Annotated in this window: 21 protein-coding genes; 12 read left to right on the top strand and 9 right to left on the bottom strand. The window is 60.4% G+C overall.

What is annotated here, in order from left to right; all coding sequences use genetic code 11:
* The first annotated feature begins 95 nt into the window (after window positions 1-95).
* The gene (locus METAC_RS0102090; RefSeq protein ID WP_036255219.1) at window positions 96-1,148 is read left to right on the top strand and encodes a DUF2125 domain-containing protein; all 1,053 of its coding nucleotides are present in this window, start codon (window positions 96-98) and stop codon (window positions 1,146-1,148) included.
* A 499-nt stretch (window positions 1,149-1,647) separates the two neighbouring features.
* Here the strand turns inward: METAC_RS0102090 and METAC_RS0102080 are convergent, their stop codons facing one another.
* Both METAC_RS0102080 and thrS read right to left on the bottom strand, forming a co-directional pair.
* Complete coding sequence (locus METAC_RS0102080; protein WP_245257404.1) at window positions 1,648-3,048, bottom strand: undecaprenyl-phosphate glucose phosphotransferase; 1,401 nt, start codon at window positions 3,046-3,048, stop codon at window positions 1,648-1,650.
* Between the two features lie 366 nt (window positions 3,049-3,414).
* Window positions 3,415-5,361, bottom strand: a complete 1,947-nt coding sequence (thrS, locus tag METAC_RS0102075; RefSeq protein WP_026605758.1) for a threonine--tRNA ligase — start codon at window positions 5,359-5,361, stop codon at window positions 3,415-3,417.
* A 790-nt stretch (window positions 5,362-6,151) separates the two neighbouring features.
* On the opposite strand from thrS, the gene METAC_RS0102060 reads away from it, so the two are divergent.
* Window positions 6,152-6,844, top strand: coding sequence for a helix-turn-helix transcriptional regulator (locus tag METAC_RS0102060; protein WP_156898074.1), 693 nt, complete (start codon window positions 6,152-6,154; stop codon window positions 6,842-6,844).
* A gap of 450 nt (window positions 6,845-7,294) precedes the next feature.
* On the opposite strand, the gene METAC_RS0102050 is transcribed toward METAC_RS0102060, so the two are convergent.
* A complete protein-coding gene (locus METAC_RS0102050; RefSeq protein ID WP_026605755.1) occupies window positions 7,295-7,690 on the bottom strand; it encodes a DUF6197 family protein in 396 nt (131 codons plus the stop codon).
* A 485-nt stretch (window positions 7,691-8,175) separates the two neighbouring features.
* Here METAC_RS0102050 and METAC_RS0102045 point away from each other — a divergent pair, with 485 nt between their 5' ends.
* The gene (locus METAC_RS0102045) at window positions 8,176-9,762 is read left to right on the top strand and encodes a CYTH and CHAD domain-containing protein (protein ID WP_026605754.1); all 1,587 of its coding nucleotides are present in this window, start codon (window positions 8,176-8,178) and stop codon (window positions 9,760-9,762) included.
* A 153-nt stretch (window positions 9,763-9,915) separates the two neighbouring features.
* On the opposite strand, the gene METAC_RS0102040 is transcribed toward METAC_RS0102045, so the two are convergent.
* Window positions 9,916-10,320: a VOC family protein gene (locus METAC_RS0102040; RefSeq protein WP_026605753.1), complete on the bottom strand. Its 405-nt coding sequence runs from the start codon at window positions 10,318-10,320 to the stop codon at window positions 9,916-9,918.
* Between the two features lie 257 nt (window positions 10,321-10,577).
* Between METAC_RS0102040 and METAC_RS0102035 the strand changes: the two genes are divergently transcribed.
* From METAC_RS0102035 to dksA, 4 genes are all read left to right on the top strand, one after another.
* Window positions 10,578-11,321, top strand: coding sequence for a metallophosphoesterase family protein (locus METAC_RS0102035; protein WP_026605752.1), 744 nt, complete (start codon window positions 10,578-10,580; stop codon window positions 11,319-11,321).
* A 312-nt stretch (window positions 11,322-11,633) separates the two neighbouring features.
* The gene (locus tag METAC_RS0102030; protein ID WP_026605751.1) at window positions 11,634-12,371 is read left to right on the top strand and encodes a hypothetical protein; all 738 of its coding nucleotides are present in this window, start codon (window positions 11,634-11,636) and stop codon (window positions 12,369-12,371) included.
* A gap of 327 nt (window positions 12,372-12,698) precedes the next feature.
* Window positions 12,699-13,919, top strand: coding sequence for an NADP-dependent isocitrate dehydrogenase (locus tag METAC_RS0102025; RefSeq protein WP_026605750.1), 1,221 nt, complete (start codon window positions 12,699-12,701; stop codon window positions 13,917-13,919).
* Window positions 13,920-14,193: 274 nt separating this feature from the next.
* Window positions 14,194-14,598, top strand: a complete 405-nt coding sequence (gene dksA / locus METAC_RS0102020; RefSeq protein ID WP_036255217.1) for an RNA polymerase-binding protein DksA — start codon at window positions 14,194-14,196, stop codon at window positions 14,596-14,598.
* 229 nt (window positions 14,599-14,827) lie between these two features.
* Here dksA and METAC_RS24975 read toward each other — a convergent pair whose 3' ends face one another.
* A complete protein-coding gene (locus METAC_RS24975; RefSeq protein ID WP_051335307.1) occupies window positions 14,828-15,817 on the bottom strand; it encodes a flagellar biosynthetic protein FliO in 990 nt (329 codons plus the stop codon).
* A gap of 275 nt (window positions 15,818-16,092) precedes the next feature.
* The gene (locus tag METAC_RS0102005; protein WP_026605746.1) at window positions 16,093-16,368 is read right to left on the bottom strand and encodes a hypothetical protein; all 276 of its coding nucleotides are present in this window, start codon (window positions 16,366-16,368) and stop codon (window positions 16,093-16,095) included.
* A 260-nt stretch (window positions 16,369-16,628) separates the two neighbouring features.
* Here METAC_RS0102005 and cckA point away from each other — a divergent pair, with 260 nt between their 5' ends.
* Window positions 16,629-19,148 (top strand): cell cycle histidine kinase CckA, encoded by a 2,520-nt coding sequence (cckA, locus tag METAC_RS0101995; protein ID WP_026605745.1) that lies wholly within the window; start codon window positions 16,629-16,631, stop codon window positions 19,146-19,148.
* 92 nt (window positions 19,149-19,240) lie between these two features.
* On the opposite strand, the gene METAC_RS0101990 is transcribed toward cckA, so the two are convergent.
* Both METAC_RS0101990 and METAC_RS0101985 read right to left on the bottom strand, forming a co-directional pair.
* A complete protein-coding gene (locus METAC_RS0101990) occupies window positions 19,241-19,555 on the bottom strand; it encodes a hypothetical protein (protein WP_026605744.1) in 315 nt (104 codons plus the stop codon).
* 106 nt (window positions 19,556-19,661) lie between these two features.
* Window positions 19,662-20,168 (bottom strand): hypothetical protein, encoded by a 507-nt coding sequence (locus tag METAC_RS0101985; protein ID WP_036255215.1) that lies wholly within the window; start codon window positions 20,166-20,168, stop codon window positions 19,662-19,664.
* Between the two features lie 189 nt (window positions 20,169-20,357).
* On the opposite strand from METAC_RS0101985, the gene METAC_RS0101980 reads away from it, so the two are divergent.
* On the top strand, window positions 20,358-21,290 hold the full coding sequence (locus tag METAC_RS0101980) for a ribose-phosphate pyrophosphokinase (protein ID WP_026605742.1): 933 nt from the start codon (window positions 20,358-20,360) through the stop codon (window positions 21,288-21,290).
* Window positions 21,291-21,757: 467 nt separating this feature from the next.
* A complete protein-coding gene (locus tag METAC_RS25590; protein WP_084143885.1) occupies window positions 21,758-21,997 on the top strand; it encodes a hypothetical protein in 240 nt (79 codons plus the stop codon).
* Between the two features lie 121 nt (window positions 21,998-22,118).
* On the opposite strand, the gene METAC_RS21915 is transcribed toward METAC_RS25590, so the two are convergent.
* A complete protein-coding gene (locus tag METAC_RS21915; protein WP_036255210.1) occupies window positions 22,119-23,030 on the bottom strand; it encodes a protein-methionine-sulfoxide reductase heme-binding subunit MsrQ in 912 nt (303 codons plus the stop codon).
* A gap of 332 nt (window positions 23,031-23,362) precedes the next feature.
* Here METAC_RS21915 and METAC_RS0101955 point away from each other — a divergent pair, with 332 nt between their 5' ends.
* On the top strand, window positions 23,363-24,841 hold the full coding sequence (locus METAC_RS0101955) for an efflux transporter outer membrane subunit (protein WP_026605740.1): 1,479 nt from the start codon (window positions 23,363-23,365) through the stop codon (window positions 24,839-24,841).
* Window positions 24,842-25,106: 265 nt separating this feature from the next.
* Window positions 25,107-26,465 carry an efflux RND transporter periplasmic adaptor subunit gene (locus tag METAC_RS21910; protein ID WP_051335306.1) on the top strand — a complete coding sequence of 453 codons (1,359 nt, stop codon included), beginning with the start codon at window positions 25,107-25,109 and terminating at the stop codon, window positions 26,463-26,465.
* Window positions 26,466-26,507: the final 42 nt, after the last annotated feature.

Raw genomic sequence — 26,507 nt, 5'->3', positions numbered from 1 at the left:
GAAAAGTCGAGGACCTTTCCAGCTTCGCCCCAGGCATGGAGCGCGCGCAACAAGAAAAAGGCCCACGGCGCATTGACTCTCCGGGAGGAAAAAACATGGCGTCACAAGGCTCTGAGTCCAAGAAGAGTTTGATTTCGAGCGGACCGATCACGATGGTCTTGGCCCTTTTCGCCGCAGTGATCATCGGCTGGTCGCTGTTTTGGTTCGTCGCGTCGCGGCGAGCGGACGGCGCCCTCGCCACGTGGATCGAGCATGAAGCCGCCGCCGGCCGCAGCTGGATTTGTCCAGATAAGCGCATTTCCGGCTATCCGCTCGAAATCGAGGTGTCCTGCGCCAATCCCCTGTTCCAGGGAGAGATCGCCGGCAAGAAATTCACCGGCAGCCTGCGGGGCCTTCGCGTCGCCAGCCCCCTGTTGCGGTCGCAGACCCTCGTCGCCGAATTGGAGGCGCCACTCATCGTCAAGACGAGCGACGGCGCGGTCGACGCGGTGGCTCAATGGGGCAGTCTCGGCATGGAATTCGTGGGACGGCCGGAGGCTTTTTCGCGCATCTCCCTTCTCGGCGAGCAGGTGACCGTGCAGGGCCTCCTCGGCGATCTCGAAAAAGCGTCGGGCAGCGCCAGCAATGTGCTGGCCTATGTCGTTTCGCCGCCCGGCGCGGCCCCCTTTTCTTATGATTTCCGCCTGACCGTGAACGACGCCCAGGCTCCCGTGCTCGACAGCCGCTTCGGCCTACAGCCGCCGGTCACGACAACGATCGCCGGGACGATCACGCAAGCGAATCTCGCCGGCGCTGCGAAGCTGCAGGACAGCCTCGAGCAATGGCGCGTGGCCGGCGGCAAGGTCGATCTCAAGACGATCCGCCTCGCGAGCGGCACTTCGACCCTCGAAGGCCATGGCGAACTTGCTCTCGACGATCAGCACAGGATCACGGGCAATTTTCCCGCCACGATCGCGGGCCTTGAGCCGTTTCTGCAAAAGCTCGGCGTCGATCCCACGCTCATCGCCGCCGGCTCGCTGGTGGCGAATGTCCTCGGCAAGCGGGAGGCTGGTGGCGGATCACGCCTGCCTGTGCCGATCTCAATCGCTGACGGATGGCTCTCAATCGGACCGGTTCGGAGCCAGGTTCAGGTGTATCCGCTCTATTGACGCGTGAAGGAGAAGCACGACGGATGACGACTGGAGCATTCGGCTCTTGTCGACATAAGTCATTCGCTCCGGTTCAAAAACATTGAGCCTATTCTATCAGTTCTCTGATTAGGATAGGCCCTTTCAGGCAGGGGCGCGTGGTCGCGCGTGCTCACGTCCGCCTGCGCGACGCAGAAGAACTGGCGCGGCGGCCGCCAGACTTCGGGTCGTCGTCGACCCGGACAGCTGGCCTTTGGGCGGCGGTTCTATTCCTGGATTACAGGACCAACCCTAAAGAGGAAGAGACGGTCGTCGACATTGATATATTATCGATGTGATATGGTCTCAACGACGCCAATGTCGGCGGAGGCCTGCTCGCCAACTTCGACCACAGCAGCGGCGAATTTTATGTCGGCAGTCCCTATGCCTAGGGAACCGTATTGATCCGCCGGCCGGTCGTCGGACCCGCCGTCGTTACGCTATCTCAGATCAAAACGTTCACGCTTTTGCGCGTGATGATCTAATAGGCGCGATTGCGCAGCACTTCGAAGCAGGTTCGCACGAGGATGTTGATGTCGAGGCTGAACGACCAATGGTTGATATACCAAAGGTCGAGTCTGACGCGCTCCACCATCTGTTCCAAACGTCCAGTTTCGCCCCGTAAGCCATTGACCTGCGCCCAGCCCGTGATCCCGGGCTTCACATGATGGCGGAAGGCATATTTTGCGATCAGCGCTTTATATTCATTGTCATGGGCGAGCGCATGCGGCCGCGGCCCCACCAAAGACATGTCGCCTAACAGGACATTGAAGAGCTGCGGCAGCTCGTCCATGCTCGACCGCCGCAAAAACTGGCCGACCCGCGTCACGCGGTGGTCCCCGCGCCTCGCCTGGGTGATCGTCGCGCCATCCTCTTGGACGGTCATTGTCCGAAACTTGAAGATGACGAAGGGCTGCGTGTTGAAGCCGTTTCGACGCTGACGGAAGATTGCCGGACCGGGACTGTCGAGCTTGATCACGATAGCGGTCGCGATCAGAAGCGGCGACAAGAGCGCAATCGCCGTTACGGCGCCCAGAAGGTCGAGCGCCCGCTTGGTCATTCTCTCGACCGGGGTCAAAGGCGCGCGTTGGAGTTCGACCGTGAGAGCAGGGCCGCGCGTCGAAAGCGCCCGCCGGCCCAGCACCGACCGGATTGTGTGATCGGGCAAGAGACGCACGGGGAGCGGGGACGCGCGAAGCCGGGTGCGGATCGTTTCGAGAAGCTCCTTGCTGTCCCAACGAAGCGCCACGACGAATTCGTCCACGCCCTGCTCTCGCGCCTCATGGAGCGCGCGGTCGAGATCTACGAGGAGGTCATCCGACGCGGGCCCGTGCTTTGCCGAGACGGAGACGCGCGCGACCTCGTTGAGGCCGAAATAGCGGAACAGAAGGGCGGCGCTCAATCTGAGGAGTTCGTCCGGCTCCCCGATGGTCACGATGCGGCGCCCGGCCAGGCTGCCCGTCGCCATCATCGATCTCGACGCCTTCTCAGCGATCCACCGCGCGAGAAGCAGCAAGACGATTTGCAACATGGCGGAAGTAATCATCGCCCCATGCGAAAAGGCCGTCTCCCCCTTGATGAAAAACAAAAAGGACGTAACGAAAAGACCGACGATCGCCCACGTCATGAAAATACGCGCCAAGTAGCGCGAGGGTTCAAGAAGAACAGGCAAACGATAAAGGCCGCGCGAGCCCGCGACATAGACATAGAGCAAGCTATTGGCGACGCCGACGGCAAAATTCACCTCGGCCCCGGTCACCTGCCCATACCAAAGATATTGATAAAGGCCGCCTCCGAAACCACTCGCAAATACTATAACTAATATATCAACGAAGCCGGCGATCGTCTCGATATTCTTATACGAGACGTCAATCCGCTTCACGCTTCGCTCGACTCGGACCTCAGACTCCGCTATCCGGCTCAAGCGGTTAAAGTACATTTGCAATCTCGCGTCGATTAGCAGGCTGCTTCGTTCCTATTAAGCTACGTTAGTATCCAAAAATCAACCAAAAAACCCGAGCAATGACAGACCGCGCGATATGCGATCCAAAAAACGCCATCCACTAATGGGCTGGGAGGAAGCGAATGTGTGTTTTTGCACAATCGCTGGATGCGCGGCGACATAGCCGCCGCACATATTTCATCGTCGCACTATTGAGCTATTCTCACAAAGTAGGCGAATCATCCGAAGGAAGATTACCGCGCCTGGGCCCGCGCCGGCCTCGCGCCCAATGCTCAAGCCCTCTACTCACGCTCCCGCTGTGGCCAGTTTCAAATCCGGCGGAGTCGCTTCCGCCGCCAGCGCGGCGAGGGCGTCCTCTATGCTCCATGACGCTTGCTCCGCAGAGCCGAGCCTACGAATCGAGACTGCGCGCTCTTGGCTCTCCCGCTTGCCAACGACGAGAAGGACGGGAATCTTAGCTAGGGAATGTTCGCGCACCTTATAGGTGATCTTTTCATTTCTCAGATCCATCTCAATCCGAAGGCCGCGTTTACGGGCCTCGGCGGCGATTTCGAAGGCATAATCGTCAGCCTCTTGCGTGATCGTGGCGACGACGGCCTGAACCGGAGACAGCCAGAGCGGCAGATGGCCGGCGAAATGCTCGATCAAGATCCCGGTGAATCGCTCGAGCGAGCCGAATATGGCCCGATGGATCATCACGGGCGTCGTTTTCTCGCCGCTCGGCGCTATATAAAACGCGCCGAAACGCCCAGGCATATTCAAATCGACCTGCGTCGTGCCGCATTGCCATTCGCGGCCGATCGCGTCCCGCAACGTATATTCGAGCTTCGGCCCATAGAAAGCCCCTTCTCCCGGATTGATTCCGGTCTTGAAGCCGCGCGCCGCGATCTGCTCGAGAACGCGGCCGAGCGCGGCCTCGGCCTTGTCCCAGGCCTCGTCCGAGCCGACCCTCTTTTCCGGCCGGGTCGACAGCTTGATGACCACGTCCTCGAAGCCGAAATCCTCATAGATGGAGAGAAGGAGGTCGTTGACCTTCATGCTCTCCGCCATGATCTGATCCTCGGTGCAGAAGATATGCGCGTCGTCCTGCGTGAAGGCGCGCACGCGCATCACCCCGTGGAGGGCGCCCGAAGGTTCATAACGATGCACGACGCCGAATTCGGCGATCTTCATCGGCAGATCTCGATAGGACTTCAACCCGTTCTTGAAAATCTGCACATGGCCGGGGCAATTCATCGGTTTCAGGGCGAAAACCCGCTCGTCCTCGGTCTTGGTCAAAAACATGTTCTCGCGAAAGGTCTGCCAGTGGCCCGACGTCTCCCATAGGGCGCGGTCGAGCACCTGCGGCGTGTTGACCTCCTGATAGCCTTCCGCCTGCTGACGCCGCCGCATATAGGCGATCAGAGTCTGGAACAGGGTCCAACCTTTAGGGTGCCAGAAGACGGTCCCAGGACCTTCCTCCTGGAAGTGGAAGAGGTCCATCTCCCTTCCGAGGCGGCGATGGTCTCGCCGTTCGGCCTCTTCGAGCTGCTTCAAATAGGCGGCGAGCTCGTCCTGGCTGGCGAAAGCCGTCGCATAGATCCTCTGCAGCATCGGCTTGGCCGAATCGCCGCGCCAATAGGCGCCCGCGACCTTCATGAGCTTGAACGCTTTGCCAATCCGGCCCGTCGAGGGCATATGCGGACCTCGGCAGAGATCCAGCCAATCGCCCTGCCGATAGATCTTCAGATCCTCGTTCCCCGGGATGGAGTCGACAAGCTCGACCTTGAACGCTTCGCCATGGGTCTCGAACCAAGACTTGGCTTGGTCGCGAGACCAAATTTCCTTGGTGAAAGGCCGATCCTGGGCGACGATCTCGGCCATTTTCTTCTCGATCGCAGCGAAATCCTCCGGCGTGAAGGGCTCATCACGGTGGAAATCATAATAAAAGCCGTTCTCGATCACCGGCCCGATCGTCACCTGAACGCCCGGAAAAAGCGTTTGGACGGCTTCGGCGAGCACATGCGCGGCGTCATGCCGAATGAGCTCGAGCGCGCGTGGATCGTCGCGGCCGATAAATTCGATGCGCGCGTCCCGCGTGACGGAGTCGGCGAGGTCGCGCAAATCGCCGTCGAGCTCCATGGCGACAACACGCTTCGCGAGCGAAGGAGAGATGCTCTTTGCGATCTCAAAGCCGCTGAGGCCAGCTTCATAGGCGCGCGCAGCGCCATCGGGAAACGTCACCGAAATCATGCCATGGCTCCTTTATTGCTCACTCGCCGACACCAATCGGCGTAAGCCCTTGCTGAATGACGCCTCATCCGCCGTCTCGACACAGAAGAATCACGGCGGCGGCGAGCTTTGATTACTTATCTTCGCGCCGTCTCGCCATCGCCAAAATTGCGGCGAAGGCTCATGCGTCGGCCTAAACAGCAGGACGGAGACGCCCGCTTTTAGTCTGCATTCGACTCGAGACCGCGATGCTATAGCAAAAAACGAAAACTATGGACGACATCAAAGCGTGGGCGGCGGCTCCCAGACCAGGCGACGAAACGTCCGCATATTTGAAAAATGAATTACGCATTTCAATAGGTTATTTTTATCAAAATAAATATTATATTTAGCAGGTCCTGTGACAGCTCTGTTTTTGCTGTTTTCTTGTCAAATCCAGCTTACAATAAACGTCAGCATCAACGTGCCCCCCTGATGATTATAAACTTATATAAAGATGCACCAATTGTACGAAAATCGACTATGGCTATCGCTCAGTTTTGGCTGGAGTGTGCGCTGCAGCACATCAAAAAATCATATCCGCTCCATAATTTAACCTAGCAATAGAATCTATGAGTACCGCTTAATTCGATAGATCATTATCCATTATTACGTAGCGCAGAAACTCAATCCGCCTTTACCTAAATTTGTGACTGCCCGGAAAGAGACTTGCACGCATTCTGGTCAGACCGGGACCATTTTATTCGAACGCACGAAAGAGATGGGGCCCAGCATGCGCCGCAACGCTCACACGAATTATATTGGCGATCCGATGACCCCATTTGCCGTGTGCTATGACGAAATCGACTTGGAGACCGAGGAAAGACGAATCCTCGCGGCTTTCACCCGCCGATTGGTCGAAATCGCAGCCTTGTCGAGGTCAGACGTCGAGACGTTCAATTCGCAGAACGCGCTCAATATGCTGCGCGGTCCCGCAGTGCTTTTGGATCTCGACGGATATGTCGTCGGCGTCAATCTTTCAGCCGTCGAGGCCTTCGATAATGACGTGCGCGTCAAGGACCGGCGCCTCTTGATCCGCGACATCGAGGCGCGCGCCAAGCTCAGAACCTTCACGGATCAGCTCAAGTCGCAACCATTTCAACTTACGCCGCCGGCCGACCCGCTGATCGTGCCGCGTCAGGACAAATTGCCGATTCTCTTGCGGATTTGGCCGATTGATCCCGCCGCGAGATGGCCCTCTCCTGAAGTTCGCGCTCTGCTGACGCTCAACGCCCTGGGACCGAAGCCTGGTCCGCCGGCGCCGATCTTGGCGAAGGCCTTCGGCCTCACGCCATCGGAGGCGAAGCTTGCATGCATCATCGCCCGTGGAGCCGGACCGGAGATCGCGGCGATCGAGCTTAAAATCTCCCGCGAGACGGCGCGGAACCAATTGAAGTCAATTTTTGCGAAGACCGGAACGCATCGCCAGAGCGAGCTCGTGGCGCTCCTGCTGCAAGTCCATTGATGTTTCGCGAAGTCGAAGCCTCATAAGCACGGGGCCTGGCAAATTGAACGCGGCGCACGCCGAACTGTGACAGACGCGGCGCCAAGCCATCTTGCGCCGATCCGAGGCTGAAGGGCTATTGCTAGATGGAACGCCCGCCTAAACATCAACCTTCATCGCAATCACATCCACATGCGAGGCGCCGCTCGGCGCGGATGTCTACACACGCCCTAAACGGCGTTTGCGATTCGTCTCATTCTTCGAGACCCAATCACGCGGCGAGGAGATAGCGCATCAGGCGACGGCGCGAATCATCAGCGAACCGCGTTCTCTGTTGAAGAACTCGCGCGACAATCCCAAAATGCCGAAAGAGGAACGCGGGGCATCGACGTTCCGCCCGCATCCCACGCCAATGATAAACTTCCATCATTTCAGTGTTTTTGGATCGAGCAGATCCAAAAACATCGTCAGTTAAGCGCTCAGCCGTTCAACCTCAGGAGCGAACAAAGGTTGCTCAACCAAAAGCGACGTCACAACTAAATGAATCAAGTTGACGACATCCTCACGGGACGTTGCAACATGATCATTCCACTGCGTAAAAGTCCGATCATAATTATATCGGGCGCGCAAAACGTCCGAAAACTTCTTTTCAAAATATCTGAAATAGAAATTCTCGTTTTCTGGATCAATGGATCGCCATGCTTTGACGAGCGCTCCAGACAGACAATAGCATGCCGCATCGGAACTATCCGGACCGCATTTCTTGCCGTATTGGTCGAGAGCCATGGAATATTTATTCCAACCCTTTTTCTGCAAGAGATTGCTAGCCTCAAGCAAAACCTCGATAATAACTTCCCTTTGAACCATTTTTTCCTCTTAAATTTGGCTATTATTTGTCAAAAGCTAAATATTCAAATCTGTCAGCACACAAATATAACACAGAAGAACTACCTTACTCTACGGCGTCACGATTAACATAGTCTGAACAGCATTTCAATGTGGCGCAGGTTAAAATAATTTAACTCTATCATTATGATCTTATTTGGTTTTTATTATTCGTCATTCAACAAACGAAAATGAACGAACGCCCAATTAGAACATTTCAAAACATGCGCACCGCATCGAAAATAGCCTCCGCATCCGATTCACGAATTTTTCCGTCGGCCTCGTCACATAAGTTGTCGAAGACTATCCTACAAGTGTACGAATGAACGCCTTGAAGACCTCGACGCGCTGAGAGCGAGGCGCTCCTCGGCGTAACCGCGCCCACGCGCCTGCGCCGCCGTTTTCAAGCTGGACGGAAAAAGCGCCGGCGCGCACGATCCGCGCAACGGCGGCGGCGAAGGCAATCCATGAGAGCGCACAAGTATAAATCCGGCGAAGATCAAAAAGCGCTCCCCGCCTCCGACAAGGCGCTAGAGACCGAACTGAAATTTCTCTTCGCGCCGACGGAGTTGGAAAGGATCCTGGGCGCGCCGGCTTTGAACGGCAGGCCGGAGGACGCTCGGTTCGAACGCCTCGATGCGACCTATTTCGACACGGCCGATCGAGACCTCTGGAAACACGGCTTCTCCCTGCGTCTGCGGCGATCGGCCAAACGCCTCGTTCAAACCGTCAAGCGCGACATGGAATCAGGCGTCCAGAGAAGGGAGTGGGAATGCGAGATCACCGGCCCTGCGCTTGATTTCGCGGCGATCGACGGAACGCCTCTCGGAGAATTGACCGAGCGGCGCGAAATCCGCGAATCGCTGCGTCCCCTCTTTCGGGTCTGCATCGAGCGCATGTCCTTCCAGTTGGATCAGGGCGCCACGCGCATCGAATGCGCCGTGGATCGAGGCGAGATCGAAGCCGGCGGTTCCAAGCTCCCGATCAGCGAGCTGGAGCTGGAGCTGAAAGGCGGCGACGCGGCCGGCTTGTTCGACGTCGCGCGGCGGCTTGTGCAAGAGACGTCGCTGCTCCCGAGCGCAATCAGCAAAGCCGAACGCGGCTATCTTCTCGCGCGAGGCTCCTGGGGCCGATCGGCCAAGGGAGAAAAGCTTCGCCTTTCCGCCGAAAAGACAAACCCGCAGGCGTTCCGATCGATTTGTTCCCGGCGTCTCCATGATTTCATGCTGAATGAAGCCGCCTTTTCGGGGGACGACAGAGTCGAGGCCGTTCATCAGGCCCGCGTCGCGATCAGGCGCCTGCGCGCCACCATCAGCTTGTTCAAGCCAATGGTTCGCGACGACGCGGTCGCCAAGATCCAGGATGAGCTCAGATGGCTCGCAGGCCTGCTCGGAGCGGCGCGCGACCTCGATATTCTATGCGCGAAACTGCGCTCGCCCAAGACCGATCCGACGGCGCGGCAGGCCCTGCAACCTTTCGCAGACCGCCTCGAAGCCAAGCGCCGCCGGCTTTATCAAGAGGCTCTCAATGGAGCGCGAAGCGCGCGGGGGCGGATCCTTCTCATCGAGTTGATCGCCTGGATCGAAAATGGCCAATGGCGCGCGCAGCCATCCGACGCGCTCGAAGCCTCGCTCTCCAACTTCATCGGCGGCCGATTGAAAAAGCGATCCAAGAAGCTCAAAACTCTCGGCGCCGATCTCGCCAATCTTGGATCCGAGGCGCGCCACCGGGTGCGGATCGAGGCCAAGAAGCTGCGCTACATGAGCGAATTTTTCGGCGACGCCCTCGACGGCGTCGCTGACCGAAAGGAGATGAAGCGCTTTGTGCAATCGCTCGGCGATTTGCAGGCGGCCCTCGGCGAGATGCATGACGAAGAGGCCAAGACCCCTTTCGTAGAGGCGGAAACTCGCGCTTGGCGCGACGAGGCCGGAGCACATGACGAAGCGGCGATCGCGGCCGCCGAACGGTGGGGCGCAGCCACTGCCGATATGGACAAAGAACTCGAAAAGGCGGTCGCGGCCTTCAAGGCTTTCCTCAAAGCGGAACCCTTTTAACGCCGCGGACTTAGGCAGTTTTCGCCGCGCGCCTCGCCGACTCCAACTCTTCAGAACGAGCCGTTCGGTCGCCCGCCAGACTCCGAGCAAAACAACGCGAGAGGCAGGCGTTCGTCGGAGCCCAGACTGTCGCATGGCCAACCTGCGTCAGGGTCAGGTCAGGTCCGTGAACGGATTATAGGCGATCTCCCACAAATAGCCGTCCGGATCGGCGAAATAGGCGTGATAGCCGCCCCAAGCGGCGTCTTGCGGCGATTTGATCGGCTTGGCGCCGGCGCCGATGAGTTCCGTGAAGAGGAGGTCCACCCGCTCCTTCGAGCTTACGTTATGCGCGAACGTGACGCCGGAAAAGCCTGCGCCGTCGGAAGGCGCCCCTGCATCCGCCGCGAGCTTGTCACGCGGATAGAGCGAAAGCCAAGCGCCTTCCATCGCGAACATGGCATGATCGTCGCCCATCATATAATTATGGGTCGGAAAGCCGAGGCCGTCCCGATAAAAACTCCGCGATTTTTCGAAGTCGCGCACGCCGATACAGATGATGCTGATCTTCGCTTTCAAGCCCGCCCTCGCCGCTACGACTCTTACCCGATTGCTTCGGCCATAAGCTGAACATTAGAATATCGCGCCGCTATGGATCAAATGAACTGGACCCGATTCGCGTTTAATGGGAACAGGAAGCGTTCCGTGCGTTCGACCGGGCCGCACCCCGCGGCGAGGCGTTCGCCATCGGTCCTGCTTCTCATCGTCGCTGGCTGTACGGCCCTCCTTCCGGCGCGGGCCGGGGCAATCCGCCGCTTTCATGAACTGGCGTGTTAATGTGGAAATCGCCTCTTTTCCGCTCAGCCGACCCCGTGCGCCCGGCCGTTCCAGACGGGCTGAGGATCTATGCGACGGGCGACATTCATGGCCGCGCCGATCTTCTGGACCAGCTTTTCCTGCGGATCGACCAGGATCTCGAGGCGCGTCCGATCGAACGCGCGGTTGAAGTTTTTCTTGGCGACTATATCGACCGCGGCCCTGATTCGGCGGGGGTGCTCAATCGGCTGATCCGGCGCGCAGAAACCCACCAGACCCTCTGCTTGAAAGGCAATCACGAGGTCTGTCTCGTGGAGTTTCTCGAAAATCCTGCGATTCTCAAGGATTGGGCCCGCTTCGGCGCTTTGACGACGCTTTTGTCCTATGGGCTAAAGCCCTCGATCAACGCTGGCCCCATGGAGCAGGCCGCGCTTGCGGAAGAGCTTTCACGGACGATCCCCGCGAGCCACCGTCGCTTTCTCGCCGAGCTCCCCCTGTCTTTCACCTGTGGCGATTATTTCTTCGTTCACGCCGGCGTGCGGCCCGGCGCGCCGTTGTCGCGTCAACGTGACGAAGATTTGCTTTGGATCAGAGAGGACTTCTTGGCGCATGAGGAACCGTTTGAGAAAGTGATCGTGCATGGCCATACGCCGACGAAGGATCCGGAGGTGCGGCCAAACCGCATCGGCATCGATACAGGAGCCTATGCGACCGGCCGATTGACCTGCTTATGGCTCGAGGGCGACAATATCGGCTTCCTCTAGAGCATGTTCAAACGCCAGGAAGTCCCGTGAGTTTTAAGACCTGGTCGAGGGTCTGTGTCCGAATTCGCGGCGGCGCACGGCTCCTGCCCTTTACAGGTGCGGGCGGCGTCAGAACTCGACAGACCGCCGCTGAGGATGTAGCGATGAGCAACCTTCCTCGCCTATGACCGCCCGCCCCTCAAGTCTTGCTTCAGCCCCCTGCTCGACGCGACTTTCTCGGCTGGAGGTTGGAGTAGCGACGAGTTCGCAGCGGGCGGTTCCACTTAGTTTCAGCGCCGACAGGCATAGGCGCAAGATCGAGGGACATACAGGATGGTGAGCCCCCCTTTGCACTCGGCGTCTTACCAAAAAGCGCCGGCGCCGGCTATCTCCTCGGCGGCGGCCTCCGTCCGCAAGGCGCTGCTCGCCTTCGGAGTCCTAGTCGCGCTCAGCGGCCTATGGCTCCTCCTGCCTGAGCTATTGCGTCCTAAAGCAGCCGGCCTCGCGCACGACAAGGCCAGCGCCGCGGCGGCCGGAGATCATCGATTGAGCGCCTTGCTCGCTGCTTACCTTGGCGGGATCAGAGGAGACCTCTGGGCGGACGCCGCCTTCGCCGATTCGAGCCTTATGTGGCTCGATCGGGCCGCCGCTCTCACGCCCGCCAACGCCGCCCGCATCGAACTGACGAGATCGCGGGCCGAAACGGCGCTCGCCTATTCCCCCATCAACGGCGCAGCCTGGCTCTTGCTAGCGAACCTTCCCGGCGGGCAAGCGAACGACGGCGGCGTTTCTTTCCTCGAAAACGCCTATCTCACGGCTCCGAATGAATCGAGCCTCGCCGACATGCGCCTCGAGCGCGCCGCCACGTCGAACGCCTTGGCGGACAAGGACGTGCAAATTGCCGTCAAAAACGAGATTCGTAAGATCCTCACTTATCAGCCGCGTCGCAAAGCCGCTTTGGTCGCCGCCTATCGCAATGCGCCCCCCCAAAATCAGGCGATTCTCGATTCCCTCGTCGGCGACGTCGATCCGGCAGTCGCGCAATCCCTGCGCGCCGGAACCGGGAAATGAATCGGCCGCCGCGGCTGATCCCGCCGACCTGTCGCCAAGGGACCTTTGATCGGCGCCCAGTTCATTCGACGTTTTCTTTCAACGGTTTCTTTTGCGCTCCCCGCGGGGAGCGGCTCGACCGCTCGCACGGCTCAGTGCGGGACCGGACGCCGCCAATCGCGGAACCCATTGCGATCGAGCCTTTCGGCGTTCTAAGACGCTCGCATTCGGCCGCGCGGATCCCCTCTCGACGTGCGGGGTCGCCGAGGCCAAAAAGTCACGCAACTTTCTCGAGCGCATGCGCTAAAGAATTCTCTCGCTTCCGCTGAAATTTCAAGGGCCCCAAGAATGAGCAAGATCAAGGTCGATAGTCCTATCGTCGAACTCGACGGCGACGAGATGACCCGGATCATCTGGCATGACATCCGCGACAAGCTCATTCATCCCTATCTCGACCTCGATCTCGAATATTACGACCTCTCGATCGAGAACCGGGACGCGACCGCCGACCGGGTGACGGTAGAGGCCGCGAACGCCATTAAGAAATGGGGCGTCGGCGTCAAATGCGCGACGATCACGCCGGACGAGGCGCGGGTCGAAGAGTTCAAGCTGAAGCAAATGTGGAAATCGCCGAATGGAACGATCCGCAACATTCTCGGCGGCGTGATCTTCCGCGAGCCCATCATCTGCCAAAACGTGCCGCGCCTCGTGCCAGGCTGGACCAATCCGATCGTGATCGGCCGCCATGCGTTCGGCGATCAATATTCCGCCACCGACTTCAAGGTTCCTGGCAAAGGACGGTTGACCGTCAAGTTCGAGGGTGAAGACGGAACGGTCATCGAAAAGGAGGTCTATAAATATCCGGGCTCCGGCGTCGCAATGACGATGTATAATTTAGACGATTCCATTCGGGATTTCGCTCGCGCCTCGATGAATTACGGGCTGAACCGGCACTATCCGGTCTATCTGTCGACGAAGAACACGATCCTCAAGAGCTATGACGGCCGCTTCAAGGATCTTTTCCAGGAAGTCTTCGAAAGCGAATTCGCGGAAGCCTTTCGCGCCGCCGGCCTGACCTATCAGCATCGCCTCATCGACGACATGGTCGCCTCTTCGCTCAAATGGTCCGGCGGCTATGTCTGGGCCTGCAAGAATTACGATGGCGACGTTCAGTCGGACACGGTGGCCCAGGGGTTCGGCTCTCTCGGCCTGATGACGTCGGTCTTGATGAGCCCGGACGGAAAAACTGTCGAGGCCGAGGCCGCGCATGGGACCGTGACGCGCCATTACCGCGAGCATCAAAAGGGCAAGGACACGTCGACCAATTCGATCGCCTCGATTTTCGCCTGGACCCGTGGCCTCGCGCATCGCGCCAAGCTCGATTTCAACGCCGATCTCGCAAAATTCGCGCAAACGCTGGAAAAGGTCTGCGTCGCGACCGTCGAGGACGGCTTCATGACCAAGGATCTCGCGCTTCTCGTCGGCGCCGACCAGCCTTGGCTGTCGACCACGGGTTTTCTCGACAAGGTCGCCGCAAATTTACGCAAAGCCATGAACGTCGAGGGGTGAGTCCGGCGGCGTTCGAGATAGCTCCGAGATTGCAAATATTTCTTTTCAAGGCGCTGCCGGACGGTGGTTCAACGCATTCCGTGTCCGCCGAACGACGTTTCGTAGCGAATCGCTTCATGGTTTCGCGAAAATTCAGCAGGCGGGCATTTCCCATTTAGTGGACAGATCTGCCGCGCCTTCCTGTTTGCTCGACATTTTATTGTCTGTAGACGAAGTAAAGGCTATAAGGGCTCCGTTTTGGGTTTGGGGAGACTCGCAAGTGCCTACCGAACTAATGAACGATAATTACAAGCCTTCTGAAGACGAAGATTTCATGAACGATCGGCAGCGCGAATATTTTCGGAAAAAGCTGCTGGATTGGAAAGAAGACATTCTGCGCGAGGCCAAAGAAACCCTGATTGTTCTGCAGAGCGAAAGCGAAAATCATTCGGATCTGGCCGATCGGGCGTCGTCAGAAGCGGATCGAGCGATCGAGTTGCGCGCCCGTGACCGCCAACGCAAGCTGATCGCCAAGATCGACGCCGCTCTCGGGCGTCTCGACGATGGCACCTATGGCTATTGCGAGGAAACAGGCGAGCCGATTTCCTTGAAGCGCCTCGATGCGCGGCCGATCGCGACATTGTCGGTCGAGGCGCAGGAACGCCACGAGAGGCGCGAGCGGGTCTATCGCGACGACTAAAAATAAGGAAAGACTCGCCTGTAAGGGAGCGCTTCGCCCAATTTCGGCGCCGGCGCATTCAAAATTGTCTAATCGAGTGATTTCCTCGCGCTCCCAGTCGCGAACGCCCAGCTCTTGCTTTTAGGCGCCGGGCTTGGCTCCATTCATAAATCCACACCGGCCCCGATCGGTCTTCGCCCAACCCTCCGGCGCTTTCGCTCTGCACTCGGAGGACTTGGACGTGCGAGTTTCAATTCGCCGGGCTACGCCCGAGTAGCTTGGCCATCTCTTCCTCTATGGAATCCAACGGATCCGCGTTCGCAGCGTCCGGCGCGCTCGAGGCGACCAGCGGCGCGGCGATGGTCTGCGACGGCGCAGTTTCAGGCGGGTCTATTTCGGCGACCTCCGGTTCCGAACCCGCCGCTGGCGAGCCGGCGACCGTCATATCGGCGACTTTCGTAGGCGATAGCTTGGCGGCGCCGCCTTCCGGCTCGGATCTGGGCGGCGCAGACCGCAGGAAAGGGGTCGCCAGCGGCGCACGCGGAAATATGCTTTGCGCGCTAGCCCCCCCTTCCGCCTTTTCCCGCTGCGCCTGGTCGAGGCGCCCGAGCGGCGCGGGGGGCTGCCTCGGCGCGAAAGCCGGGGCTGGACGCCTCGGCGGCAAGGGAAAAACAGGCGATCGCGGCGGCGAAGTCAGGGACGACGACGCCTCGGCCATGGACGTCGCGGACTGGGGCTCGACGGCGGCGGGCGCAGACGAGACCGGGGGCTTGCGCAAAGGCCCCGGTCCTGCCGGCATGGGCGCAGACGAGGGCATGGGCGTGGGCGCAGATGGCGGAAGAGGCGGCTGCCGCAAGGCGGCGTCGAGTTCCGGGGGCCACGCCGCGCTGGGCGGCGCCTGCATCGCCTCCCTCGGCTCCTTATCGCGAATCCGCGGCTCGCGCGCCTCTGCGCGAATGATTTGCGACTCGATCACGAGATCATTGGGACCGCCGATCATGATGAGATGCTCGACATTGTCGCGCCTCACGATGACGAGCTGGCGCTGCCGATCGAGATCGAAGGCGTCGACGACGCCGAGCCGGGGGAGCCGGCCTCGACCGTTTCCGGGCAAGCGGAGCCTGCGGCCGAATGCGAGTCGAAATAGAAAATAGAGCAGGATCGCCGCGATGAAGACGGCGAGGGCCGAGGCGACGAACATCAAGCTTTTGCTCGCCAATAGGTCGTTCAAGGCCTGCATTGGTGCGGCTACCTCGACTAAGCGCGATCAGGGATGGCGAAATTTATCATGCCCCGATCGCTCGTCGAGATGCAAGCCGCCTCGGCCGAAGCCGTGCGCAAATGATTAATGTTCGATTCGCCCCGATTCGGCCCCCCGTGCCCTTGGCCTGGCGGAAAAAATCGCTGGCTCGGCGCAAAAAATAGCGGGAGCGGCATTTCGTCCGTATCCCGCTCAGAACATGCGCCTTATCGCCTTCGAGATTTTGGATCGTCTTGATCCAAAATCTTCGTGAATTATGGCCGAGGCGTCGAAAAATTGCCTGGGCCTTCAGGGTGCATCGGGCTCGCGCCGAGCCCCATGCGCCCACGCGTCCCGGACCAATCATAGTTCGCCCGGTCCTGCTCGGCGGCCGACCGACCTTCCCACGTCCAACCCGGATAGGGATAGGGCTGCGCCGGCAGGGGACGCGGCGGCGGAACGTCGTCACGATAATAAGTTTGCGCAAAAGCGCCGCTCGTCGCGGCCAAAGACACGATCGCCGCAAAGCAGATCGTCGCTGAACCTGTCATTATTCAATTCCTCGGCATCGGATTCTCGCGCCGCATGACGCAAGGCTTAGGACTGTCGGCCGCTCCTTTGTGTCGACATTCGCTCAACGCGCCAGGATCGAATTGGTTGACCATCCAGCGCCGATCCGTCCGACGAAGTGTGGGCGGCCATCGGCTTCGACGTTTTTTTACACATTCTTGCAAAGACTTCGCCGGCGCTGCATTTTCACGACATCGCGAGCCAGCCGATCTCGCCAGCGCTTTCGCCAAGGTGACTTTCGATGAGCGACCCGTTGAATTCCATTGCGATCGACCGAAGCGAGAGGCTCGGCAGCCCTGGTCTGGTCCTGGCTCTCGCTCTCGTTATGTCCGGCGCGGCGGCGGCTTTTTCTGTCCTGCCGAAAGACCAAGCGGCGACGCTCGTGCTCGGGCTGCTCGCCATTCTCGCGATTATCGGCATATGCGCTCTCTTCGCCATCGCCGCCGGTTTTCTTCAACTCGTCGGCCAGTCGACGAAAAACGACCTCACGAAACTCGTCTGCGACGACGATCCGGAGGGACTGATCGCAGTCGATGGATCAGGCGCCGTCCTTTACGCCAATCCGAGCTATATGCGGCTCGCCGGCGCGCAGAGCCAAGCCGATTTGCGCACCGTCGAGCGGCTCTTCTCTGGAACGCCGGAAGTTTCGGAAGCCGTGTACAGGCTTGCTCAAGCCGCCCGCGACGGGAGGCGCCACGTGGAGGAGCTGCGCCTCTCTCCCGCGCTCGACGGCGAGGGGCGCGTCGGCTGGTACAAGATCAAGGTGAGGCCGCTGGCTTTCGAGCGCGGGCGCGCGGTTCTCTGGACCGTCGCCGACGTGACTCGCGAAAGGGAGAGGCAGGAAAACGTCTTTCAGGAATTGCAGCACGCGATCGATTTTCTCGATTATGCCCCGGCCGGCTTTTTTTCGAGCGATCGGGAAGGCTCCGTCTCCTATATGAACGCGACGCTAGCGGGTTGGCTCGACTACGATCTCGCCCAGGTCGGCTCGGGCGGGCTCGCGCTGGCCGATTTCATGGCCGGCGACGGCGCTTCGCTCCTGACTCCAATCGCAGGCGCCGCCGGCGAGGTGCGCACAGAGCGCCTCGACATCGACCTGAAGCGCCGCAACGGCCAAAGCTTGCCCGCCCGCTTGCTCCACCGCGTCGCTTTTGGACAGGACGGCGCGGCCGGCCCTTCGCGCACCCTCGTCCTCGATCGCGCCCAAGACAAGGAGCCGGCCGAGACTTCGCGCGCGGCCGAACTCCGCTTCACGCGATTCTTCAACTCGACGCCGATGGCGATCGCAATCGTCGACCGAGAGGGACGATTCATTCGCGCCAACGCGGCTTTTGCGCGCCTGATGCCCGAGGCGCGGACGCCGTCTTCCGACGCGCCCGCCGGCTCGATCTTCGCCGGGGTTCTCGAGCGCGACCGGACCGCCCTCGAGGCCGCCCTCGCCGCCGCCCGCCATTCGACGAGCGACATGCCCCCGGTCGACGCCGCCCTTGTCGGCGGCGGCGAGCGTTCGGCCCGGCTCTTCATCTCCGGATCAGACGAAGGCGACGGCTCCGGAGCGACGATCTACGCGCTCGACACGACCGAGCAGCGCACGCTGCAAGACAATTATGCGCAGTCGCAGAAGATGCAGGCCATCGGACAGCTCGCAGGCGGCGTCGCGCATGATTTCAACAATGTGCTCACAGCCATCATCGGCTATTCGGATCTGCTCCTCGCCAATCATCGACCGACGGACCCGAGCTTCCGCGACATCATGCAGATCAAGCAGAACGCCAACCGCGCCGCGGGGCTCGTGCGTCAGCTGCTCGCCTTCTCCCGCCGGCAGACCCTGCGGCCTCAGGTCTTGCAGCTCGGCGACGTTCTGGCGGATCTGCAAATGCTGATGCGGCGCCTAGTCGGCGAGAAGATCGATCTCGACCTGCGGCACGGCCGAGATCTTTGGCTCGTCAAGGCGGATCTGAACCAGTTCGAGCAAGTCATCGTCAATCTGATCGTCAACGCGCGCGACGCCATGCCGAAAGGCGGAAAGATTCTTTTACGGACCCGCAATATCGCGGCCGACCAATGCGGCGAGCTCGACGAGCAATCTCTTCCGACCGCCGATTACGTCGCCATCGACGTCGAAGATTTCGGCTGCGGAATCCCGGCCGAGGTCAAGGACAAGATTTTCGAGCCTTTTTTCACAACCAAGGAAGTCGGCAAAGGAACCGGCCTCGGGCTCTCCATGGTCTATGGCATCGTGCAGCAGACCGGCGGATATGTCTTCTGCAAGAGCGCGCCGGGCGAAGGCGCGACCTTCACCATCCTCCTGCCCCGCTATGTCGCGGACGAGTCCGAGGCCGCGCAAAGCGTCGAGGCTCCCAAAGCGCCCGCCGCGGATCTCACCGGCCATGGGACAATCCTCCTCGTCGAGGACGAGGAAGCTGTCCGCGCTTTCGGCGCGCGCGCGCTCGCCTCGCGCGGCTACACCGTGCTGCAGGCGGGCTCGGGGCTCGAGGCGCTGGAGATCGCCGAGCAAAACGAGGGGCGCATCGATCTCGTCGTCTCCGACGTCGTCATGCCCGAGATGGACGGGCCGACGATGTTCGGCGAATTGCGCAAGCGCGGCGTCAAGGCGAAAGTCATTTTCGTATCGGGCTACGCCGAGGAAGCTTTCTCCAAGAACCTTCCCGAAGGCGAGGATTTCGGCTTTTTGCCGAAACCCTTTTCGCTCAAGCAGCTCATCGAGGCCGTCAAGGGAACTGCGACCCAACCGAATTGATCCGCAGTCTCTTCAGACTCGGACGGTCCCGAGCTCGGCACTCAGGTTGAGCATTCGGGCCGGCTGATTCGCGCGATAGCCGGATCGAAATCCTATTCGATGCCTGCTTCGTGGTTGCGCGCGTTCCAGGCTTTGCGGAACCGCTCGGTGATTTCGATCCGATCGGTCAAGGGATCTTTGGCCGCGGCGAGCGCCCCGCGGACGACCGAGGCCTCCTCAGCGGTCAGAACGACGGGCCCGGCCATGAAGGCGGCGTTGGGAAGCGAAAAGAGAATCGCCTCCTTGTTCGGATGGTTTTTGACCTCGACCAGCGAATCGGCGACCGGCTTGCCGTCCACGCAGACGTTGGGCCCGATCACCTCAACCTTGCGGCCATCGGATGTGGTCCTAATGAATGTGGTTTGCATCCCAGCTGCTCACTCTTCCTTGAATTCGTCGCACGGCCTCGCCGGTGGCGCGCCGCAGGCATTTTCTATAATACGCGCCGCGGCGCGAAGACAGTTCACGCGCGGATCAACCGACTCCGGCCGCCAGGGCGGCGATGACGGTTCCGCCAACGCTTTCCATGGCTCCGAGTTCCGCGATCTTGTCGAGACAGCGCTGTGAGGCCGCCGCTTCGTCCCGCCGCAGATGAATGAAGGCCATGGCCTTTAACGTGTAAAGGCCGAAATGGCCGGGTCCATTGACGTCTGGAGAAATTTCCCCCGGCTTCCATTGACTCCAGTCCGGATCGAGCCCCGCCTGCCTAGCCGCCTCGGCGAGGCCGGCTTGCGCAATCGCCAGCGCCTCGTCGAGATTGCCTTGATAGGTGTGGATCTTGTAGAGGCAGAGATAGGTCGGCAAAGCGTCGGGCCGCAGCGCAAGAGCTTCACGAAAGGCGAGATCGGCGCCATTGCGGTCGTGTCGATAAAGCGACACGCCGCGCTGCAAAATTTCATTCACGTCGGACGGCACTTCGCCGAAATCGATGACGTCATCCCTGGTCACGCGAAGCTTGATGGGCTGGTTCGTCTCTGGCATTGGCGCTCGCGCGTGAGTGGGCTGACTTCCTCAAGAGAGCAAGCAAATCCGGCGCCGCCATCCGGCGGGGTCGGGACGAATCCGCTGAGGCGGGCTCGGGCGAACCAATTTTTACCGTCACATGATTGTCGGCTTCAGACGAGGCGGTTAAAGGTAGCCCGAAATCAGCGCAGCGTACTGGGATGACGCATGAAGATTCTCGCGGGCAATTCCAATCGCGCTCTCACCGAGGCCATCGCAGCCTATCTCGGCCTGCCCTTGGCCAAATGCCAGGTCCGCCGTTTCGCCGACATGGAGATCTTCGTCGAGATCCAGGAGAATGTTCGCGGGCAGGACACTTTCATCGTCCAGTCGACGTCCTATCCGGCCAATGATCACCTGATGGAAATGTTGATCATGATCGACGCGTTGAGACGCGCGTCGGCAAGGCGAATCACCGCGGTGCTCCCCTATTTCGGCTATGCAAGGCAGGATCGAAAGCAGGGGCCGCGAACGCCCATCTCGGCGAAGCTCGTCGCCAACCTCATCACCCACGCCGGGGCCGATCGCGTCCTCACGGTCGATCTCCACGCCGGGCAGATCCAAGGCTTCTTCGATATTCCTACCGATAATTTGTTTTCGGCGCGCGACTTGGTGCGCGATATCAAGGATCGATTGCCGCTCGACAATATTATGGTCGTCTCGCCCGACGTCGGCGGCGTCGTGCGCGCGCGCGCGCTCGCGAAACGGATCGATGCGGCGCTCGCGATTGTCGACAAGCGGCGCGAGCGAGCCGGCGAATCGGAAGTGATGAACATCATCGGCGACGTCGCGGGCAAATCCTGCATCCTGATCGACGACATCGTCGATTCCGGCGGCACCTTATGCAACGCCGCCGACGCCTTGCTGCAGCAAGGCGCAAAAGACGTTTACGCCTATATCACCCATGGCGTGCTCTCCGGCGGCGCCGTCGCGCGCATCGCCGCCTCGCAGCTGAAAGAACTCGTCATTACCGACACCATCCTGTCGACCGAAGCGATCCGCCTTTCGAGAAACATCCGCATCGTCTCGATCGCGCCCTTGATCGGCGAGGCGATCGCTCGGATCGCCAAGGAAGAAAGCGTTTCCAGCCTGTTCGATTGAGCCGTTTCGCGCCGCTCAGGAACCAGAGGCGAAACAACGCCCGCCGACCTTTCGCGCAAATCCCGCGCTCGCTTTCAGATCGCAATCACGTCACATGCCTGGGTGTTTCCATCCAAAAGCATCGTGATCTGGAACTCCTTTTCGAGCGTCGTGGAAAAGTCGCTCGATCGGCTTAAGCCCATGCTGGGAATCAGGCGCGAGGAACCTATATTTTGTCCGCGCCGCCGCGCGCCAAGCTCCCTAGCTCGAGGCGGAAGCTTGGCGCAAGGTCGAGCTTTTATGTCGCGAGTCGTCTGGCCAGCGCGTTAACAGTGAGAAAGGAAGAGACGCCTGCATGCCCGCCGAGCCTTTTCAAGCGCGACGCGAACGGCGGTCGTCTCCAGCTGAAACTGTCAGTTGACTCACTAGTATATTATTACTATAAACTTTGTAGACAATAACCCTTAGGTCCTTTGGAAGAATCCATCATGTCCGACGCCTATGTCATCGAGGTCGGCGGCCGCACAGCCGGCATTGTTGCGCGCGACTCGCGCGACGTCAGCTTCAATTTTTTCGCTGCGTCGCGCTCCTTCGACGCAATGGAAGGACGTCGTTTCGCCGATCCCCTCGCTGCGGAGAAAGTCGCGCGGCACCTCGCCAAGCATGGCAACCTGCCGAGAGACCTGGATCGAGATGCTGGATCGAGCCGATCCGATTCTCGTCAGTGACTGCTTCTCGATCATGTTCGGAAAAACATGATCGATGACCGACGCAAAACGTCGAACTGGCGACGGCGCCCGCTGGGGTTTGTCCCTAAGGCCGAGGCGACGCCGCCTTTCGCGACAAGCGTCAGGAAATTTCCGGGCGGACCGAGGCCATACGTCGCCTCGTCGCCGGCGAGCCGCCGCCGGAGACAGCCCAGATCGGGCGCATGAGCCGCGCGGCGCAAAGGATCGCGCCGCCGCCGAGCACAAACCAGCACGGACGCACCGCATAGGAAAAATCAAAGTTTGCGGCGAGAACGATCGCGAGCGGCGCCCGAATCGAGACGGCGTACCAAAACGCTTCGCCAACGGCCGTAGCCAAGGCCGAAACGAATGCCAGTCCGATCAAGCCAAAAAGCGAGAGGTCTCCAAACCGACGGTCGGCGATCCGAAATCCGAAAAGAAGCGCAAACAGGCCGCCCATTATGATCGGCTCGCTGACGTCGAGCTTCGACTGTATGAAGAAATGCACGGTCGCGACAATGGCGATCGGATAGACCAATTGCTGCAGCCGGCCCCAAGCCGTCCCGCCAAGGCGCGCGATCATGCCGTCGGTCGATGTCGCGCCCAGCGCGCAAAGCCCGCAAAAAGCCGCGAAGCCGATCGTGAGATAAATGCGCCGCGCGATCTCCGATCCGATTTGGACAAGATCGAAATGCTGATCAAGGCCATAGAGGCCGAGATGCAGCGCCGCATAGGCCAATGCCGAAACGCCGAGGATCCGCCGGACCGAAATCAGCTTCGACCACCGCGACGCGCGGCGCAACGGCGTCACCGCCAAGGTCGCCGCCAAAAGCCGAATGGCCCAAAGGCCGGACTGATGGATGGCCTCCGTGACCGGCCGCGAGCCGAGCCAGCCGTGCCGCGCCTCTACCACTATCCAAGCCGCCGGGGCGAGCACGGCGAGAAAAACAACGAATTTCAGCGGCGAGAACCGCCCGGCGCGATCCGTCCAGGGCGGAATGAGAAGAAACGTGTTGGCGGGAGATGGCGTCATGATCTGTGTTCGCGGCTCGACGCCGAATTGTTTCGCGTTTTCCCGGCAATCGCCATCACGAAGCCGTGACCCTCACGAACATGTGACGCTTCCCGCCTTGCTTTGGCTCCGTCAGTCAGGCGAAAGCTCGACCTGCCGATGAGCGCGCCGCGCGGCCATCTTTTGACGCGGTCCTTTTCCAATCGAGACGATCTTGTCATTTCGCCGCAATTCTCCCTCATCTCCGCTGTGACGAGTCACAAAGGATCCGCAGAGCCGCCATGCGTCGTGCGCATTCGCGCCCACGCTTCGCCGCGCTCCCGCATCTCGAGGAGCGGAGTTCGAACCGAGCAATGAACGCGCGCCAAGCGGCTCCTCTGCGCCGCGTCACCATACTCGCGCTTGTTTCGACCTTGGCCAGCATTCCCGCCGGCTGCACCGTCGGGCCCGATTATGAACGCCCGCCGGCGCCCGAACCGGCTAAATATAAGGAACTTAAAGGCTGGAAGCTCGCCGCGCCCGGCGACGGGATCGACCGAGGCGCTTGGTGGGCTGTCTTCAAGGACCCCCTGCTCGATTCGCTCGAACGTCAGGTCGAGATCTCAAACCAGACAGTGCTCGCCTCCGAGGCGACTTACCGTCAGGCCCGCGCGGTCATCAAGGAGGCGCAGGCCGGATTGTTTCCGACCATCACGGCGAATTACAGCGCGACCGACACCCATCTCGGCAGGGCGCTGAGCGGCACAGGCCGGCCGAGCACGAGCGTGACCTCCGATCTCACGTCGAACGCGAGCTGGGACCTCGACGTTTGGGGCAAGATTCGCCGCACTGTGGAGAGCGACGTCGCTGGCGCGCAAGCCTCGGCGGCGGATCTCGCCGATGCGACGCTCTCCGAGCAGGCGCTTCTCGCGACCGCCTATTTCAACCTCCGCGCCGCCGATTCGCTGGAAACCCTGCTCACCACGACCGTGAAGGCCTACAGGAAGACGCTCGAGATCACGCAACATCAATATGACGCCGGCACTGTGTCGAAAGCCGACGTCGCGACTGCATTGGCGCAAGTCCTGAATACAGAGGCGTCGGCGATCAATGTCGGCGTGTCCCGCGCGCAATTCGAGCACTCGATTGCGGTCTTGATCGGACGGCCGCCGGCCGAGCTTTCCATCCCCAAGGGCGCCTTGGCGAATAATCTTCCGACCATCCCTGTCAGCCTGCCCTCGACGCTGCTCGAGCGCCGTCCGGACATCGCCGCCGCCGAACGGACGATGCAGCAGCAAAACGCCCTAATCGGCGCCGCCATCGCCCTTTACTATCCGGACATCAGCCTCAGCGCCTCCTACGGCTTCTCCGGGCCGCACGCGCTCGCCCTCAGTCTCGCCCATGAAACATGGACGGCCGGCGTCGCAGCGTCGCAGACCATCTTCGACGGTGGCTTGAAAGGCTCTCAGGTCGAGGCCGCGCGCGCGTCCTTCGACCAAAGCGTCGCGACATATCGAAACACGGTGCTCACCGCCTTTCAGCAGGTCGAGGACAATCTCGCGGCGCTGCGCATCTATGCGCGCCAGGCGACGGTGGAGGGACAAGCAGTCAAAGCCGCGCAGGAAGAACTCGATATTCTGCTCAACCAATATCGCGCCGGCACAGTCGCCTTCACCGCCGTCGTCGTCGCCCAAGCGACTCTGCTCAGCGACCAGGAATCCGATCTGACGATCCGACAGAACCGCTATCTCTCAAGCGTTTCATTGATTGAGGCGCTGGGCGGGGGATGGGACGCCGGCCTCCTGCCAACGAGCCATGCGCTCGAAGCGCAAAATCCCATGCCGCATCTCTAATCGCCGCCGCTCGCAGCATTGCCGCGAACCTAAGAGTCAGTCGCAGCAAACGAAAATTTGATTGGAGCCGACCGACATTGCGTCGCATTTCATGCCGAGATTGCGGCAGTTTCGGCGCCGGCTATATAAATGAGAAGGTGCCGCCGAGGCGTTTACGCAATAATGATTCCGAGGCGCCAAATTCGAAGATCGCGCGCGATGCGCTGCATGGAAGTGTCGCGCACCCCGTTCGACGAATGGCGCGCCTTGGGAATAGGACGCCGAAATGGATGACCGGCCACACAGAACCGAGGATGAGACGGCGGAGAATTTATTTCTCCGCGACAGGGCTCCAGCGACCCGCGAGTCGGAAACCGATCGACCTCCGGCTGGCGTCCGGCGCGGCTTTCGCTTAGGGCCGATCTTTCTCATCGGCCTCGCCGTCGTGCTCGGCCTCGGCGTTTACCGGATCACAACGCTGCTTCGGGCGCCGAAAGAGCCGACCGACGCTCCTTCCCATACAGCGGCCCAGCCGATCGGCGCGGCGACCGCGTCGCTCGGCGAGATCAAGATTATCGTCAATGCGCTCGGCACGGTTACGCCGCTCGCCACCGTGACGGTGAAAACTCAGATCAACGGGCAATTGACCGAGGTCGCCTTCAAGGAAGGCCAAACGGTCAAGAAAGGCCAATTCCTAGCACAGATCGATCCTCGCCCCTACGAACTGGCCCAACGGCAATACGAAGGCCAGCTCGCGCGCGATCAAGGCCTGCTCGACCAAGCACGCGTAAACCTGTCGCGCTATCAGACTCTGCTCAAGCAGGAGTCGATCGCACGCCAGCAGGCAGAGGATCAGGCTTTTCTCGTCAAGCAATATGAAGGATCGGTCAAGACCGACCAGGCCCAGATCGAGACGCAGAAGCTCAACCTGATCTACGCCCATATCGTTTCGCCGATCGACGGCCGCGTCGGCCTTCGCCTCGTAGACGCCGGCAATTATGTGCAAACGACCGACTCCGGGCTCGCGGTTTTGACGCAAATCCACCCGATCTCGGTCATTTTCACCGTTCCGGAGGATGAGGTGCAAGCCATCATCGCCGAACTCGAAAGCGGGACCAAACTCGAGGTCACGGCCTATGACCGCGCCAATATCAACAAGTTGGCTGTGGGAAAGGTCGTCACGCTCGACAATCAGATCGACACAACGACCGGAACGGTGAAGCTCCGCGCCGAATTCGATAATTTGGACGACAAGCTCTTCCCCAACCAGTTCGTCAATGCGCGCCTGCTGGTCAAGACGCTCGAGAATGTCGTGACGATTCCGACCGCCTCCGTTCAGCGCGGCGCGCCCGGCGCGTTCGTCTATCTCATTGGCGCGGATGACGTCGTCTCCGTCCGTCCGATCGAGCTCGGGCCGACCGACGCGGATAAGGTCGCCGTCTTCAAGGGACTTTCGCCCGGCGATCGCGTCGTTGTCGATGGAGCCGATCAATTGCGCGACGGCGCTCGAATCTACATTCCAGCCGCAGCCTCTGCGCAAGGCGGCGATGCCGGAGCCGCAGCGGCGGATGCCGACAAAGGGACGCCTGCCGGCCAGGAGCCAGCCAAGCGGAGAAACCGCAAAGGTCAGCAAGGCGGCCAATGAAGCCGCGCCGGTCGCTTCGGATTCATTTTTCCACCGTGGCGT

This window comes from Methylocapsa acidiphila B2, from assembly GCF_000427445.1.
Classification (GTDB): Bacteria; Pseudomonadota; Alphaproteobacteria; order Rhizobiales; family Beijerinckiaceae; genus Methylocapsa; species Methylocapsa acidiphila.
Note: the sequence above shows the minus strand (reverse complement) of the source record. Positions and strands in the feature narration are given on the sequence as shown.

What these genes read in the sequence shown, in the direction of transcription:
- METAC_RS0102030 (WP_026605751.1), top strand. Translation starts at nt 11,634, where the DNA reads ATGGTGAGCCCCCCTTTGCACTCGGCGTCTTACCAAAAAGCGCCGGCG.
- METAC_RS0102045 (WP_026605754.1), top strand. Translation starts at nt 8,176, where the DNA reads ATGAGAGCGCACAAGTATAAATCCGGCGAAGATCAAAAAGCGCTCCCC.
- METAC_RS0102050 (WP_026605755.1), bottom strand. Translation starts at nt 7,690, where the DNA reads ATGGTTCAAAGGGAAGTTATTATCGAGGTTTTGCTTGAGGCTAGCAAT.
- METAC_RS0101990 (WP_026605744.1), bottom strand. Translation starts at nt 19,555, where the DNA reads ATGCAAACCACATTCATTAGGACCACATCCGATGGCCGCAAGGTTGAG.
- METAC_RS0101980 (WP_026605742.1), top strand. Translation starts at nt 20,358, where the DNA reads ATGAAGATTCTCGCGGGCAATTCCAATCGCGCTCTCACCGAGGCCATC.
- METAC_RS0101955 (WP_026605740.1), top strand. Translation starts at nt 23,363, where the DNA reads ATGAACGCGCGCCAAGCGGCTCCTCTGCGCCGCGTCACCATACTCGCG.
- METAC_RS25590 (WP_084143885.1), top strand. Translation starts at nt 21,758, where the DNA reads ATGTCCGACGCCTATGTCATCGAGGTCGGCGGCCGCACAGCCGGCATT.
- cckA (WP_026605745.1), top strand. Translation starts at nt 16,629, where the DNA reads ATGAGCGACCCGTTGAATTCCATTGCGATCGACCGAAGCGAGAGGCTC.
- METAC_RS0102005 (WP_026605746.1), bottom strand. Translation starts at nt 16,368, where the DNA reads ATGACAGGTTCAGCGACGATCTGCTTTGCGGCGATCGTGTCTTTGGCC.
- dksA (WP_036255217.1), top strand. Translation starts at nt 14,194, where the DNA reads ATGAACGATAATTACAAGCCTTCTGAAGACGAAGATTTCATGAACGAT.
- METAC_RS0102025 (WP_026605750.1), top strand. Translation starts at nt 12,699, where the DNA reads ATGAGCAAGATCAAGGTCGATAGTCCTATCGTCGAACTCGACGGCGAC.
- METAC_RS24975 (WP_051335307.1), bottom strand. Translation starts at nt 15,817, where the DNA reads ATGCAGGCCTTGAACGACCTATTGGCGAGCAAAAGCTTGATGTTCGTC.
- METAC_RS0102090 (WP_036255219.1), top strand. Translation starts at nt 96, where the DNA reads ATGGCGTCACAAGGCTCTGAGTCCAAGAAGAGTTTGATTTCGAGCGGA.
- METAC_RS0101985 (WP_036255215.1), bottom strand. Translation starts at nt 20,168, where the DNA reads ATGCCAGAGACGAACCAGCCCATCAAGCTTCGCGTGACCAGGGATGAC.
- METAC_RS21910 (WP_051335306.1), top strand. Translation starts at nt 25,107, where the DNA reads ATGGATGACCGGCCACACAGAACCGAGGATGAGACGGCGGAGAATTTA.
- thrS (WP_026605758.1), bottom strand. Translation starts at nt 5,361, where the DNA reads ATGATTTCGGTGACGTTTCCCGATGGCGCTGCGCGCGCCTATGAAGCT.
- METAC_RS21915 (WP_036255210.1), bottom strand. Translation starts at nt 23,030, where the DNA reads ATGACGCCATCTCCCGCCAACACGTTTCTTCTCATTCCGCCCTGGACG.
- METAC_RS0102035 (WP_026605752.1), top strand. Translation starts at nt 10,578, where the DNA reads ATGTGGAAATCGCCTCTTTTCCGCTCAGCCGACCCCGTGCGCCCGGCC.
- METAC_RS0102060 (WP_156898074.1), top strand. Translation starts at nt 6,152, where the DNA reads ATGACCCCATTTGCCGTGTGCTATGACGAAATCGACTTGGAGACCGAG.